Raw genomic sequence first — 12,999 nt, forward strand, 5'->3', positions numbered from 1 at the left:
ATGATGATAAGCACGATTCTGGAAATGACTTCACGGCTAAAAAACACAGTCAACGGCATCCTGATGATACAAGGTAACAACGTGCGTAATGTATCTGTTTTGCTGACCCCATTTCAACAGGTCTTTTGGGGTTGGGGGTTTAATCACTGCGGAATCGTAGCGTCCGCTTTTGGCACGAAGCGGACTTAATCATTCAAAATATGAAAGGCAATAACTTGATGTGTAGCGTTTGCTATACATTTTTATTGTGCTACTCTGTAAAGCAATTGCTATACGGAGATGTTTCATGAAATCAGATGTTCAACTTAACCTCAGAGCCAAGGAATCCCAGCGAGCACTCATTGATGCTGCTGCTGAAATCCTTCACAAATCACGAACAGATTTCATTCTGGAAATGGCCTGTAAGGCTGCCGAGGATGTCATCCTTGACCGCCGCGTCTTTAATTTTAACGATGAGCAATACGCCGAGTTCATCGATATGATTGATGCGCCGGTTGCAGATGATCCTGCTATCGAAAAACTGCTGGCAAGGAAACCTCAGTGGGATATGTAACATCACCAGAACCGTTGTCTTCTTTTCATCAGGTGGCGGAGTTTATCAGCGGTGAAGCCGTGCTTGATGACTGGTTAAAGCAGAGGAGCCTCAAAAACCAGGCGACTGGAGCGGCCCGAACGTTTGTGGTGTGTAAGAAAGACACGAAGCAAGTAGCCGGTTTTTACTCTCTGGCCACCGGGAGCGTCAATCATACAGAAGCGACAGGCAATCTTCGGCGTAACATGCCAGATCCCATTCCTGTCATTATACTTGCCAGGCTTGCCGTCGATGTATCGTTCCGTGGAAAAGGGCTTGGTGCTGATTTGCTTCATGACGCAGTGCTTCGTTGCTTTCGGGTTGCCGAGAATATTGGTGTACGTGCAATCATGGTTCACGCGCTTACGGAAGAAGCCAAAAACTTCTATATTCATCATGGTTTCAAACCATCACAAAGTCAGCCACGGACATTGTTCCTCAGACTCCCTCAGTAATGCGAAAGAACCTTATGTTCGGAACTTTATGAGCAATAATTAAATGCTGCGCATGCGGGTAGGTCAATAGACATACTTCATGAGGGAAGATGATGAAGGAGTTATTGGCTAGACAAGAATGCACGTGCAGTAGGAATGCTGTGGAATGGATAATACAGCTGCGAGATTGATTATTTAGCTTTATATCGAACAAAAAAGAGCCCATGTATTAAATGGACTCTTTCTCTGATGCCTCGGTTAATCTGTCCAACTTTTTGGGGTCAGTACAACCCGAGGCCCACTGTATGTCTAGTCAACACCAGTATGGCCTCTTACCGTGCAATTTGCAAGGAGGTGTATGGGTCCACCACATATTGCAATTTTTACTCTCACGTAAAATATAGTCCACTGGCGTCATCAGTTCGAGTGATTTATGTGGCCTTTTGCTGTTATACAGCACCAGATATTCAGCCATTCTTTGATTAAACAAATTCAGGTCGTCAAAAAGCAACAATTCATTGAATTCAATAAATTGTTCTCTAAGTGTCCGGTTAAATCGCTCACAGGTCGCATTCATTTTCGGTGTGTACGGATAGGTCCAGATGTGTTTAATCGAGGCTTCCTGCAACGTTTTATCAAAGTTTCCAAGGAATTCCTTACCGTTGTCAGTAACAACCTGTTTGATAGCAACAGGAAAGAGCTTTGTGGCCTTGCTGAAGAAATGGCTGGTGATATCGCTGTTGAGTGAAGGAACTGCCAGGGCGAGCGCGTAGTCGCTGTGCTCGTCGATCATGGTAATAATATAGCGGCGCAGATCCCCCATTCTGAGTTCAATCGCGTCCATCCCTATGAGTTCGCCTGTTTTTACCGGGCGGTACTGTTTAGGCCTTCTGGGCTTCACTGAGCGTTTTTTTATCAACCTGACTTTGCCTCTGGCACTGAGGCGAACGGGAACCATCCGCATTTTATCGTGCGCTCCGGCAATGATCCTTCCAATGGTTGATGTACTGGGACAGGTAAAATGTCGCAGTTCACACCATGCCTTCAGCCTGACAAAAATCTGCTCTTTGCCGAGATTGGGTAGCTCAGTTCTCAGGCGCCTGATTTCCTTGATCACATCAGGGTGCCAGTGCCTTGAACGGCGAACCAGGGGGGCTTTGCTTCTTGGAATAAGCGCCTGAGGACCACCGGTGCGAAGCAACTGGCGCCACCAGTAGAGCGTTCGTGTTGATACGCCAAAAGCATCAGCTGCGGCACGGATACCATGCTTATCCCAGAAGTTCAGGGCCTTCATTCTTAACTTCGCAATCTCGGGCATAAGGGAGTGTTTCATCGCATAAGCAGTTGCTCGGTAATACCCAAAATAGCCTACTCCGACATGTTGCATCAACATCAGGTAACCCCCTTATTAACCCTGAGGTATTTGCAATATCTGTGTGAACTTACACAGGAGGAGTAAACCATGAAACTACCGCGAAACGCCCTTATCTGGTGCGTATTAATCGTGTGTATCACGCTCTTGATATTCACATGCCTGACCCGGAACCGCTTATGCGAACTCCGGCTAAAGGACGGGGACAGGGAGGTCGCGGCAAGCCTGGCTTACGAATCCAACGGTAAGTAGCAACCTGGAGGCGGGGGAAACCCCGCCTTTTCAGGAGCTGGGTTGATCTGACATGCCTGAAGCGCTTTATGAAGGGGTTACCGGTTCGCTGGTAGCCCCTTTTTCCTGCCCGGATACCAATTAAAAAACCGCACGACCGGGGAGGGGAAATCAAAAAAAAGCCCACCAGTGGCGGGCAAAGACTACACACAGCTACTACAGGAAGATTCAGGCGGTTTCTTCGTAAACGTTGTAATCACACATTGCGCCGCTGTAATTCTGAGAGCTCAGCGCTTTATTCATCGCGCAACTGAAGGCGTTCGAGCGATCGCCAGCTGTACCGTTGTGTCCGTAGCGGGCAATTTCATTCGGTTTTTCATAACTGCATTCTTCCAGAACAATAAAGGCAGCAGCTTCACTATCCAGCAATTCGATACCGAGCCCTGCATTTTTTGTGTTTTTTAACTGGTAATATGCCGTAAGTGTCATGCCGGACCCCTCATAAGTCATACCGTTAGTAATAACACATTTCTATGGGTAAAGTTGAAATTTATTAATCCGCCCTGAAACCCGACATTAACAATAATATTCAGGGTGATAAATGATTAAATCAATGCATCGATGCTTCAATTTCCGTTATGTTAATTTATTATTTAAAAAACTGCAATCAGGAAAAGAAATGTCCGACCACTGCCACCCGGCGAGACTGGTTATTATTATCCGGGGGGGTAATTGCTGGGCATATAGACACTGACAGTTTATTAGTATAGATAACTGTTCGATAAAATAACACAGTCCATAAACAGTGCAAAATTATGGCCTGAGATAAACAGGAAGGTAACTTTTTAGGCTGAGGTCATCACACAGACATAGTTCCTCAATATTAAACCCTTCATCGTACCCCTTGAACGGTATGATTCGTTAATTATTTTGGGTCTTGATGCGTTGATTTTAATTGCTATCCTGGTTATCAGCCAGCGGAGTGTTCTTAAGGGAGCGCCGCAACGTTAAAGACAGGGACAATAAAATGACTACAACACAATTAATCACTGCTGCAGAGAATGAAGATGTGTTTGCCAATATTATGACCACGCTGGTGGAGTTGGCAAAACACGAGGGCGATTTCATGTTGCATGACGCCATCTGTCGGGCGGAAATCGATATCGACGAAGATAAATTTTACAGCATGATTGGGGGCCACAGGCAATCCGCTGCACAATGTGTCCGCTTACTCAGGCGCTGCGGGGCTATCACAAGTAAAGCAGTGTACGACCTTGCGTCGAACGTCGAGCGTCTGGCTCTACGGCTTGCCCGCGATGAATGGCTAAGGGATATGCCATTTCCGTTAAAATCCCTGGCATTTTATCAGGACGAGGCGACAGCAAAACGCGAAAGCTATCTGGTCAATCAGAAAGAGAAACAGTATCGGTTCAGTGTCTATGTAACAGGGCGTGTGGAATACCCTGAAGATGACCCGATGCAAGGCACCTACATCACTGACGGGACATTCCTGCTGGGTAAAGCCCAGACCGTGGCAGATGCGCTGGAACGGGCAAAGGAAGCCGCTATGCGGGGTGAATGGAACGAACGTGGGGAGGAAGAGGATAGTTATGATCCGTGGATGTGCAGAGACTGCGGACCGGTCAGCTTTTATGAAAGAACGATCGAAATCCGGGATGAAAATGAACGGCTAGTGGTTGCCGGTAATGCCTGCAACCTGGAATGGTACGGGCACGTTGCTAGTCTGGAGGAAATCCGCCGAATTGAAGAGCAACAGAAGGCACTCTACGAGAAAGCCAGCTACGAAAGCGGCTGGGACAACTATGAGACCGCTCGTCAGTTGCGACAGGAAGCAGAACAGTTATCCGTCGGTATTGTGGATGAATACTGGCGCAACCACCCGGACGTTATTAAAGCAGTGGAGGAGTTTAATTATCCGGCGTTCATGGATGAAGAGGCGATCGCCTTTAACGCTGACGAGGACATGGGGATAGAATGACGGTCAGCTGGTGGGGCAAGCATGTACAATCCAAACCAGCTAAAGCACCTGGCGGGCCAACTGGCGCACGCCGATCACCCAAGAAACCCGGAACCTTTCTTCTGATTGCGATTTTTCCAAACGACCAAAAGTGTTCGCGGGCACAGAGGGGGGTAAGGGGGAGTGGCTGACCGCACGTATCCGATCCTTTCCCTTGTACTGATGCAGGTTGCTCAATCGTCATGTACTGTTTTCTGAAAGAAGTGATGAAGGCAATCAGAGGAAAAGTTACTTTCGCTCACACTGGCAGGCACCCCGCACATTACCTGAAGGATCTGACGCAATGATGACGTGCAGAGCGGGCGTGAAACGCCATACCGCTGTCAGGGCTCTGTAAAATATTCCGTGGCGTATTCAACCGCATCCAGCGATGCGCAACCTGTCATACCGAAGTAACGCCGGTCAGTTACGCCGTCAATCCTGAACGGTACCAGCGTGCCGGTCTGTCCTACCTGCACCCCTCGTTCCTCAATGATCACATCCTTTTGAGTTAAATGGGGCTTCGAAAACAGCCGTTCGCCATTTAACAGGACATTCTTTAAAACGGCGGCTGTGGCCTGCTCTGTCGTCACTGAAGGGCAGGCGCGTATATCCGCCTGGAGAGACGCACGGGCGTCCAGCCAGTACCACGCTATAAGCACTGCTATAAACACGGCCAGCGCTAAAACAGATATCCCTGCTACTTTTAAAAACTTCATCATGGTCAGCACCACTTACCGATTATTTTACACCGGGCCGAAATATGACACAGAAACATAATGCCAACCATCCCTGATAATGTCAGTGGCCGGAAAGGATGACTGGGGTAAACAAAACACAATCAGAGGAAAAGCTATTTATGATCGGCATCATTGGGCCGGTATGAGTTTGCATAATGCCTGGATAAATACGAGTGAGGTAAGGGACATCCGCCTTAAGTGATTGCAAGCTCATAATGCCTGGTAAATTACGGGTTATCGGGTACACAGCAATAATGAATCTTCAGGCGAAGAAAGTAACTTTTGTCGACGGTGGACGGAAAACAGGCAACAAGACGACCAGGACTCAATGACGTCATAACGTCGGGGTACGCTATCTCTACGCCAGAGGGCCAGTCTTTGGTATCAGCTGTAAAAAGCCTTCAGGAAGCGCACAGCACGACAGCTGGCGCTCTTTAGTGGCATTGCCTGTAGTTCCGGTTCAGTTCGGCCCGGTATGCCTCTGAGTCCATATATGAACGATCTGCCGCGTTCCGTCTCAGTGTGTCGGACACAAACACATCATTAGCCAGTGTGTCCTGCATACGTTTTATGGTCATTGTGTCATTGCAATTATGTCTACGCACACTGGCAATATCAGAAATAATCAATCCGATTACCGGAGACAGTTCATATAATGCGATTATTTATTTTTTCTCTGGCGGTCTGACATCAGGGTCACTTTCTGCAGAAATGCCTGACGCAAGTGGGACGCAAAGAAGAAGGGACAGTATTAATTTGTTCATGGCTTCTTCGGCCTTGAACCACGCCAGGCACAATATGAGAGGTAGGATACAAAAGAGAAAAATACAAAAGGGATGTAAAACCAGACCCTCAGGGATTTAATTTCTTCATCTGAGACCAGAAAGGTCAAGGCAGATATTATGGCGAAACAGATGAGTGTCAATGTGAGTGTAAGAATAAATACAAACTTATCATCTGAAGTAGTAGGGATGAGGCATGATTCTTTCCGATCGCTTTTGTGTTCCATGTAGGCTCGCTATTAATGATGGGTGAATATGCGATGATATTATCACAACAGGTCATGATATTCGGATGGAGTAAATCTGAAATGCTTTTCTGGTGGCGATAAATGTAGTTAATCGCAAAACGTAATAATCGGCTTCAGTAATGTTCTTCAGTAACTCAGAAACTTTTCGAATAGTTAGTTAATGCTGACAGTAGCGGCTCATGCGCGCCCATAGAATGCCATTGTGCTGGGCCCGAAGGGGGGGATATCATCACATCGATGATGTTGGTTTTGCTGGTGGATGTTGGCAGTCACCAGGGGCAGGCATTCAGAGAAAAGTAACTTTTATCTACCGCCGGATACTAACCCTGAAATGCCAGGGTGATTATGAATGGGCGATGATATAAAAAAACCTGAAATGAGCTGAATGCTCTAACCAGTGGCTACGACAGACAATATGATTATGTATAATGCTGAAAGACAGTCATTCGCGTTTTTAATGATTACTTATTTTTTCAGGAGTCAAATATGGGCATTAAATTTCATGATTTCAGAGATGACAGACAAACCTTTGACAGGGGGGAGTGGCAGGCCACCATCGACATGAATAAATGGCTGGAAGATAAAAACATAGACGTTATATCAGTTGAAACTATTTTTAAAGTCTCAGGATCCATGGCGAGCACTTCCAGCAGGTTCGAGGCAATCCGACTCTGGTACAAAGAAGTCAGCCCGACTATCTGAAGTGTGGAGTGGGTTAATCGAGCTGGGTATGCTGGTTAACCTTTTCACCTGAGCATAATAAATCCATCCTCCAACAAAAAGACATTCACATGAATATCAAAATTCAGGAACCACCTTCTCGTACTCAAACCTTTGTCATGAGTACGCTCTACGTAATTCGTGGGCTTGCGGCAATGACAGTATATTTTTTCAGAACGTTTCCTTTAGCATTCTTCTATGTATTGCTGGTGGTCACTTTGTTTTGTGATATGAACAATATACCGTTGAAAGGTCTTATGCAGGAGGGGATGCTCATTAAGCTATCCGCCTATGCATTACAAGCAAACGTGCTCTGGCTTGGTGTTAAGGTGTCGATGAATTCAGACGAATTTTTCTAGGGGCATAAACTTCATGGCACCGGACTCATAAGGCAAAAGTAACTTTCTGAGTCATGGATATAAACCTTTGCCTTGCTGCTGCTGGTGGATGGACTGGATGATCGTCTTATTGAATGGAAATTAACGTAATGAGAAAACACACAATACTCCTGGCTATTAGTTGTATTGCGCTTTTATCACAGGCGGAGGCCGCAAGCCCGGACACATCGTGGGTGCATTCTGCTGATAAAAACGGCACATTGCAGGCCAGTGCCCTAGTCGAAGGTTCCGACGTCTCCGAACCCGATGATGACAACTATGTTCGTCTGACAAAAAACGAGTATGACGAGCTGGTCTGGAAGGCTAAAACCTACCCAGTGCTAAACTCTATAGAAACAGGCAGTCCCCGGGATAAAACTTTTTTTTCCTGGGATTTCTTTTGGGCTTGGCTGGGTGGCTCTTTTACGACAGCCCTCATTTATTTTTTCGCTTTTCGGGGGAAAAAAAATGGATCTAAGAAGTAATAATTTGAGTCCTGCTTCATACGTCACCTACGTGAATGTAAATTCAACGAAAGCGTATTGTATAGTGACCACTCTATCAGACCGCAACGAAAGGCAGGCAACATGAAAAATGAACAGCAATCAGAAAATAATGGATGTTTGGTTTTGCCCTTAACCCACAGCAATCGGGGCCTGGATTCACTATCACTCGAACAGATAGCTGCATTACCAGATGCCCCAGCGTCTGGAGCAGGACGGAAAAGCAATCTGTCATTCTTACCGTTTATCGCCTCTCTGAACGGCGTACGCTTCGCTGACCTTGACGTGGAGCAGGCACACCGTTTTACCGCTCTCAGGGACATTGCTGGCACGATAGGGTTGGTACTGGTAGCCGAGGTCCATTCAGGCCCGGACAATGCTGTTGTGCAAACCCCTGAGGGGATGAACGACAAACAGCTGGTGGACTGGTATGTAGAGAATAACGCGATGATATCAGTCAGCCGGTTTGTGAAGGACTCGCCGTGGTGAGCAGGCTTCCCTGGCGTCATTAAGCAGGTGGTGCAGAGCTTCAGACGTCGCAGCTACTGTTCCCACCTTTGGGGCCTGCGAACCCACGGCACATCCCACGTGTTGTATACTTCGACACAAGTCACTTTTAATCACCGGGGCAGTCACATCATTGCGCCTCATAATTCCTGGTTGTTTATGATTACCCGATCACCTTAATCCTGTCGCTGACCATCCACCCAAAGTACCGGTACCAAAAACTCGCACTAAATATGGAACCAGACCTGGTTACGATGTCGATAAAAGTCACTTTTACCGGAGCGGGCGAAAGTCACTTTATTGCCCGGGTGAAAAAGGGGGCTTTGAGGAGGCATTTGAATCTTTATAATAAGAGACTGGTAAAGCTGCTGGTGGACCTGACATGACATTTCTTAAATCTCTGGACTCACCGCCATTCATCGCAACGTATCGTTGGGCGGGCTCATTCGATGGACGGTATATGCCTCAGGCGTATTCACTTCTGCAGGATCTGAATCTCCGTCACTACCTGCCAGTGGTCAATGCCGAGTTTGATATATGTGTCATTCACTGCGGCAATCAGTGGTGGCGCTTCAGGCTGGTGGATGTGAAATCTGATGAACATCAGAAAAGGATGGTGGCCCGGACGGCATACCGGCTAAACCAGTCAATGGGGATCGCGGAGCAAATGGTCAACATGATCCACGCCTGGCAGTCGGTGCCTCACCTTAACCCACCAGCATCTGACTATATAAATTAAACAGGGCCCGCTGGTGGCCCTGTTTATATCTGATGATGAAACGGGTAGCGCTATTCGCGGTACTGTTTATGGATGACTTCAGACCGTTTACGTGAAAATAACTTTTTCAGCGCACGGAAGAACAGGGTGGTTGTCAGTAACGTAAAATAGGTCACTCTGTGCGGTACGGATATGGGTTGCCGGTGTTTCAGTTTCAGTGAATAGACGTGCCCGAGGTCGGTCAGCAGCGTCTGGGGAAGCATAGCTTTACGCAGGTCATTTTCGATCCAGCCAGTTTCCTCCACACTAAAAACCGGCTCTGCCTCGTACGAGGTGAACTTGTTCCCAAGGTCATCACAATTAGAGCACAACCACTCCGGAACGGGGTCCGCCATGAACTTACTGCGCCCGGTCAGCAACACGACGTTGATGATGTGCTTATCATCCCGCTTAATAGCCCGACATACGCCTGATATGTGCGTTTTATTCTGGAGGAACGGATTCAACATCCTGTGTTTAGCTTTACCGTAGCCGTACACCACCGTCCATGATTTATCGTCGAGGGCACCGTAAATGTCACCGGCATAATGCTTTTCTTCGATAATGAAGATCCCTTTCGTGCTGATAAATATATGGTCAATCTGTGTCGTCTGCGAAGAATTCAGCGGAAGAGTAACATCTGATATGAGTCTTCCCTCCAGATCGGCCAATAGTCCTTTAAGGGCATTACGCGTACGCTGTTCACTGAACATGTTACTGACAAGCGGCCAGACGCACAGAATAATGCATGACAGAATAAGCATGACGAACACCAGAAAGATGGTCGATAACGTGGTCAGGTCCATCGTCACCTCACCGGGCTGGTGGGATTCAACGCACCGGACAGCGTCTCTTTCAGATTAACGTCCAGGGACAGCCCAAGCATGCTGCTTAACGTGGCCTTTGGCGCGTTATAGTCTCGAAAACGTGTGGTTCCATAGACGATGCCCAGCCGTTCACGCACCTCAGTGCTGGTGGCTGTATCATCGATAAGGCCAAACTGCTTCGCCCGGTCACCCAGCCAGAAACGCCCTGTGTAGAGCAGTTCTTTATCCGCCTGTTCACGGGAAAGTAACTTTCCTTTGCGGCCAGATTCGACATCATGAATAAACTGTTCATGCATTTTGTCGAGCAACTCACTATGCAGAAATGCTTTGGTTTCGTCATCAATGGGACGCCATGGGTCAAGGGATGCTTTATAGGCACCGGCCGTTAACGGTTCGTTAGCCACGCCAAGGCGATCCATAATCCTGGACACATCCCAGTGGTCCATACGTACGCCGATGCTGCCGATAATAGCGTTAGGATCTGCATAAATGGCATCTGCCGATGAGGCGGCGTAATAACAGGCAGAGGCGCACATATTTTTAATGCTGACGATTATCGGTCTGACGTCACGGGCTGCTGCTGGTAATTTTCCGTTTCCGGTCCCCAGTGCTTTAAGGAGTGCCTGTTTAACTTCGTCGGCTGGCGCTGGTGGTGTGTCATTTTTATTCGATGACTCAATCTGGCCTGAATTATCTATAGTGATGCCCGGAGCCCCATGAAGGGATGCCCTCAGCGCATTTATTTCCCTGTAAATATTGATGGCGTCAGACGGGCCGCCACCACCAGATTCGGCATCGATGAGAATCGCTTTGGCGTGGGGATTATTCCACGCTTCGCGTAAAGCACGGGCAATAATAACCCCATCACCTGTAGGGGTGCCTGTTCCCATTTCACCATGAATACGGATGACCGCAATATGGTCCGCGCCTTTCCCGTTCTTCTGTTTATCCTGATACATGGACCAGCCACTATAACCAGCAAAACCAATACCAATTATTGTCAGGACCATTTTTGATAACACATGCGATTTATACAAACGGAAAAATTTCTTACTTTCACGTGATACCACATCCTGAACAGAACCTGTTTCAGGTTGAGGTGGCCTTTTTTTGAACATATATTTCCTCACATGAGTTTTTGGTAATGCGCAAGAAGCCGGTTAATGGCAATAGCAAGCAACGCCAGAGCAAGCGGCGGGAAATACTGTGTCAGCCCGTAGAATAAATTCAGGTTAGGGACGACCAGATACGCAAATAACAACACGCCGATTATCGTCAGCGAGCGGAACCAGAGGCGGTAGAGCTGAATTGTAACATCACCAAAAACAAATCTCTTCATTTTCCACTGGTAATAACCATCCAGCGCTAAGGCTATCATCAGGGGCAGGAATGTGAAAAACCAGCCTACCAGCAGATACCACCGGTAAATGGCCTGGTACATCATTAGAGGGATGTTTCGGGCTGCGGTATAGCTCGGGCTCATGAATTTGTTTACCGCAAGGTTCATCCCCTTCGCCGGTTTTGTTTTATCATCCTCGGGTAAAAGAACTTTATTTATGTAACTCGTGAGATTTAATTCTACAAAGAGATAATTAAACGTCTTTTCCGTATTCTGGGTCACTTTCTGCCATCTGTTGACATCCATAAGCGATTTGCTGGCGTTCACCTCCGCTCTGATATCTTTATAAAGGGTTTTCGTGTCCTCCAGATAAACGTTGAACAGAAAATAAATCAACAGACCCAGCCCTAACCCAAAGCGCAGCATCGTCATGCGCTGCGCCGCCATATCTTTTTCAGCCATTAGATTCACCTGCAGGTTTGTTATTAATCGGAAAACAGTCCGGTCCAGATGGTAGCCAGACGGATGTTCGTTGCTCTGTCGAGGTAGTGATTCTTCCAGCCATGAAGAATGCCCGAACAGGCAAGGTCATCCGATGCGATCAACCTGGATATCAGAGAAAAAGTTACTTTTCGGCGCACGTCTGCATTTTTCCAGCGCACCTGGCCCGGGGAGGGCATATAAACCGTATCTTCATCTACTGGACGTAAACGAGAGAACTGGCTAAACGGCTCAGACCAGGGGGTCCACACTGCGCATAATGCATTTCCATTAAACCGGACGGGGAGGGACAACACCGACGCGGAGAACTCATCGAGAACCGACTGAATAATACAGCTCTTGCGGTACATCGATGGCTGGTGGCGGTTGCCCAGGATTGAAAGGTCAATGACCCGGTTGAAAAGAGATGTGTATTCATCAGATGGATCGCACAGGTTCCCGCTCCATAAAAGTAACTTTTCTTTCAGGCCGGAGATAAGGGCATCCTCTTCGAAAATGCCAAGGTCATGCTGGTGGATGTCGGGCACCTTTCCGTTTCGTTTACGGCGCATCACCTGATATTCAACCTTTTCAGGCATGTCAAGGAAAAGGGAAAGTAATCCTGAGATATCGACAAACGCGGGTAACAGGTACCATCCCAGCCGCTCTGAGTTAACTTGGATGAATGCCATGCGTTCCTGATTGGTATCTATCTGGACGTCAACCCTGTGGCTCTTAGCCATGCTGGCGGCCAGCAGCTGACTGAGCCAGTCGGTGAAAGGACCCTGCGATACTGACCAGTTGTAAGACACTTCCTTATCGTCGTGCGTCACGATGGTGACGGCATACCGTATGATAAAAAATTCGGACAGCGTCCGGGCCAGCACATCCAGACTCTCAATGGTGTCATGGGCATACACCTTATAAAGATCACCGGTAAGTTTCTGTGCATACCGTGACAGTATTTCCGGAAGGGCCTCATCGTCAACATCAATGCCGTACTGTTTCAGCGCCTTATTGGCGCGTGATATATATTTGGGTTGAGTTGAATTCATACTGAGCAACGATGCCCGGGAAACCTGTTTTCGCTCCAT

The 12,999-nt window shown here is 47.5% G+C and carries 17 protein-coding genes; 10 read left to right on the plus strand and 7 right to left on the minus strand.

All coding sequences use genetic code 11. The annotated features are described in order from the left end of the window. The 3 genes from HMPREF1144_RS33665 to HMPREF1144_RS14640 all read left to right on the plus strand — a co-directional run. A partial coding sequence (locus tag HMPREF1144_RS33665) for a hypothetical protein (protein WP_042927808.1) occupies positions 1-189 on the plus strand: 189 nt, incomplete at its 5' end. Positions 190-286: 97 nt separating this feature from the next. Continuing rightward, on the plus strand, positions 287-553 hold the full coding sequence (locus HMPREF1144_RS14635; RefSeq protein ID WP_009653219.1) for a DUF1778 domain-containing protein: 267 nt from the start codon (positions 287-289) through the stop codon (positions 551-553). Next, complete coding sequence (locus HMPREF1144_RS14640) at positions 541-1,026, plus strand: GNAT family N-acetyltransferase (RefSeq protein ID WP_009653238.1); 486 nt, start codon at positions 541-543, stop codon at positions 1,024-1,026. The genes HMPREF1144_RS14635 and HMPREF1144_RS14640 overlap by 13 nt, the downstream gene beginning before the upstream one ends. 292 nt (positions 1,027-1,318) lie before the next feature. On the opposite strand, the gene HMPREF1144_RS14645 is transcribed toward HMPREF1144_RS14640, so the two are convergent. Then, entirely contained in the window at positions 1,319-2,398 is a 1,080-nt protein-coding gene (locus HMPREF1144_RS14645) for an IS481 family transposase (protein WP_009653230.1), read from the minus strand. Between the two features lie 69 nt (positions 2,399-2,467). Here HMPREF1144_RS14645 and HMPREF1144_RS14650 point away from each other — a divergent pair, with 69 nt between their 5' ends. Then, positions 2,468-2,629, plus strand: a complete 162-nt coding sequence (locus HMPREF1144_RS14650) for a type I toxin-antitoxin system Hok family toxin (protein WP_017900895.1) — start codon at positions 2,468-2,470, stop codon at positions 2,627-2,629. A gap of 207 nt (positions 2,630-2,836) precedes the next feature. On the opposite strand, the gene HMPREF1144_RS14655 is transcribed toward HMPREF1144_RS14650, so the two are convergent. Then, positions 2,837-3,097 (minus strand): hypothetical protein, encoded by a 261-nt coding sequence (locus HMPREF1144_RS14655; RefSeq protein ID WP_009653224.1) that lies wholly within the window; start codon positions 3,095-3,097, stop codon positions 2,837-2,839. A gap of 538 nt (positions 3,098-3,635) precedes the next feature. Between HMPREF1144_RS14655 and HMPREF1144_RS14660 the strand changes: the two genes are divergently transcribed. Continuing rightward, positions 3,636-4,607, plus strand: coding sequence for a hypothetical protein (locus HMPREF1144_RS14660; RefSeq protein ID WP_009653249.1), 972 nt, complete (start codon positions 3,636-3,638; stop codon positions 4,605-4,607). Between the two features lie 362 nt (positions 4,608-4,969). Here the strand turns inward: HMPREF1144_RS14660 and HMPREF1144_RS14665 are convergent, their stop codons facing one another. Then, a complete protein-coding gene (locus HMPREF1144_RS14665; protein ID WP_042927811.1) occupies positions 4,970-5,347 on the minus strand; it encodes a hypothetical protein in 378 nt (125 codons plus the stop codon). 1,534 nt (positions 5,348-6,881) lie between these two features. Between HMPREF1144_RS14665 and HMPREF1144_RS14670 the strand changes: the two genes are divergently transcribed. From HMPREF1144_RS14670 to HMPREF1144_RS14690, 5 genes are all read left to right on the plus strand, one after another. Then, positions 6,882-7,097 (plus strand): hypothetical protein, encoded by a 216-nt coding sequence (locus HMPREF1144_RS14670; protein WP_009653220.1) that lies wholly within the window; start codon positions 6,882-6,884, stop codon positions 7,095-7,097. Positions 7,098-7,186: 89 nt separating this feature from the next. Further along, positions 7,187-7,474, plus strand: a complete 288-nt coding sequence (locus HMPREF1144_RS14675; protein ID WP_009653236.1) for a hypothetical protein — start codon at positions 7,187-7,189, stop codon at positions 7,472-7,474. 113 nt (positions 7,475-7,587) lie between these two features. After that, positions 7,588-7,977, plus strand: a complete 390-nt coding sequence (locus HMPREF1144_RS14680; protein ID WP_133116577.1) for a hypothetical protein — start codon at positions 7,588-7,590, stop codon at positions 7,975-7,977. A gap of 102 nt (positions 7,978-8,079) precedes the next feature. Continuing rightward, positions 8,080-8,484: a hypothetical protein gene (locus tag HMPREF1144_RS14685; RefSeq protein WP_042927814.1), complete on the plus strand. Its 405-nt coding sequence runs from the start codon at positions 8,080-8,082 to the stop codon at positions 8,482-8,484. Between the two features lie 400 nt (positions 8,485-8,884). After that, positions 8,885-9,241 (plus strand): hypothetical protein, encoded by a 357-nt coding sequence (locus tag HMPREF1144_RS14690; protein ID WP_042927816.1) that lies wholly within the window; start codon positions 8,885-8,887, stop codon positions 9,239-9,241. Between the two features lie 50 nt (positions 9,242-9,291). Here the strand turns inward: HMPREF1144_RS14690 and HMPREF1144_RS14695 are convergent, their stop codons facing one another. The 4 genes from HMPREF1144_RS14695 to HMPREF1144_RS14710 are packed head-to-tail and all read right to left on the minus strand — an operon-like array spanning position 9,292 to position 12,999. Beyond that, positions 9,292-10,065, minus strand: coding sequence for a nuclease-related domain-containing protein (locus HMPREF1144_RS14695; protein WP_009653231.1), 774 nt, complete (start codon positions 10,063-10,065; stop codon positions 9,292-9,294). Between the two features lie 2 nt (positions 10,066-10,067). After that, the gene (locus HMPREF1144_RS14700) at positions 10,068-11,204 is read right to left on the minus strand and encodes a S49 family peptidase (protein ID WP_009653247.1); all 1,137 of its coding nucleotides are present in this window, start codon (positions 11,202-11,204) and stop codon (positions 10,068-10,070) included. An 8-nt stretch (positions 11,205-11,212) separates the two neighbouring features. Next, a complete protein-coding gene (locus HMPREF1144_RS14705) occupies positions 11,213-11,887 on the minus strand; it encodes a DUF4400 domain-containing protein (protein WP_009653243.1) in 675 nt (224 codons plus the stop codon). A gap of 23 nt (positions 11,888-11,910) precedes the next feature. Continuing rightward, on the minus strand, positions 11,911-12,999 hold the full coding sequence (locus HMPREF1144_RS14710; protein WP_009653239.1) for a hypothetical protein: 1,089 nt from the start codon (positions 12,997-12,999) through the stop codon (positions 11,911-11,913).

Source organism: Klebsiella sp. OBRC7 (assembly GCF_000293135.1).
GTDB lineage: Bacteria > Pseudomonadota > Gammaproteobacteria > Enterobacterales > Enterobacteriaceae > Klebsiella > Klebsiella michiganensis.

Coding starts and splice junctions, on each gene's coding strand:
- HMPREF1144_RS14635 (WP_009653219.1), top strand. CDS start 287: ATGAAATCAGATGTTCAACTTAACCTCAGAGCCAAGGAATCCCAGCGA.
- HMPREF1144_RS14645 (WP_009653230.1), bottom strand. CDS start 2,398: ATGTTGATGCAACATGTCGGAGTAGGCTATTTTGGGTATTACCGAGCA.
- HMPREF1144_RS14650 (WP_017900895.1), top strand. CDS start 2,468: ATGAAACTACCGCGAAACGCCCTTATCTGGTGCGTATTAATCGTGTGT.
- HMPREF1144_RS14655 (WP_009653224.1), bottom strand. CDS start 3,097: ATGACACTTACGGCATATTACCAGTTAAAAAACACAAAAAATGCAGGG.
- HMPREF1144_RS14660 (WP_009653249.1), top strand. CDS start 3,636: ATGACTACAACACAATTAATCACTGCTGCAGAGAATGAAGATGTGTTT.
- HMPREF1144_RS14665 (WP_042927811.1), bottom strand. CDS start 5,347: ATGATGAAGTTTTTAAAAGTAGCAGGGATATCTGTTTTAGCGCTGGCC.
- HMPREF1144_RS14670 (WP_009653220.1), top strand. CDS start 6,882: ATGGGCATTAAATTTCATGATTTCAGAGATGACAGACAAACCTTTGAC.
- HMPREF1144_RS14675 (WP_009653236.1), top strand. CDS start 7,187: ATGAATATCAAAATTCAGGAACCACCTTCTCGTACTCAAACCTTTGTC.
- HMPREF1144_RS14680 (WP_133116577.1), top strand. CDS start 7,588: ATGGAAATTAACGTAATGAGAAAACACACAATACTCCTGGCTATTAGT.
- HMPREF1144_RS14685 (WP_042927814.1), top strand. CDS start 8,080: ATGAAAAATGAACAGCAATCAGAAAATAATGGATGTTTGGTTTTGCCC.
- HMPREF1144_RS14690 (WP_042927816.1), top strand. CDS start 8,885: ATGACATTTCTTAAATCTCTGGACTCACCGCCATTCATCGCAACGTAT.
- HMPREF1144_RS14695 (WP_009653231.1), bottom strand. CDS start 10,065: ATGGACCTGACCACGTTATCGACCATCTTTCTGGTGTTCGTCATGCTT.
- HMPREF1144_RS14700 (WP_009653247.1), bottom strand. CDS start 11,204: ATGTTCAAAAAAAGGCCACCTCAACCTGAAACAGGTTCTGTTCAGGAT.
- HMPREF1144_RS14705 (WP_009653243.1), bottom strand. CDS start 11,887: ATGGCTGAAAAAGATATGGCGGCGCAGCGCATGACGATGCTGCGCTTT.
- HMPREF1144_RS14710 (WP_009653239.1), bottom strand. CDS start 12,999: ATGGAGCGAAAACAGGTTTCCCGGGCATCGTTGCTCAGTATGAATTCA.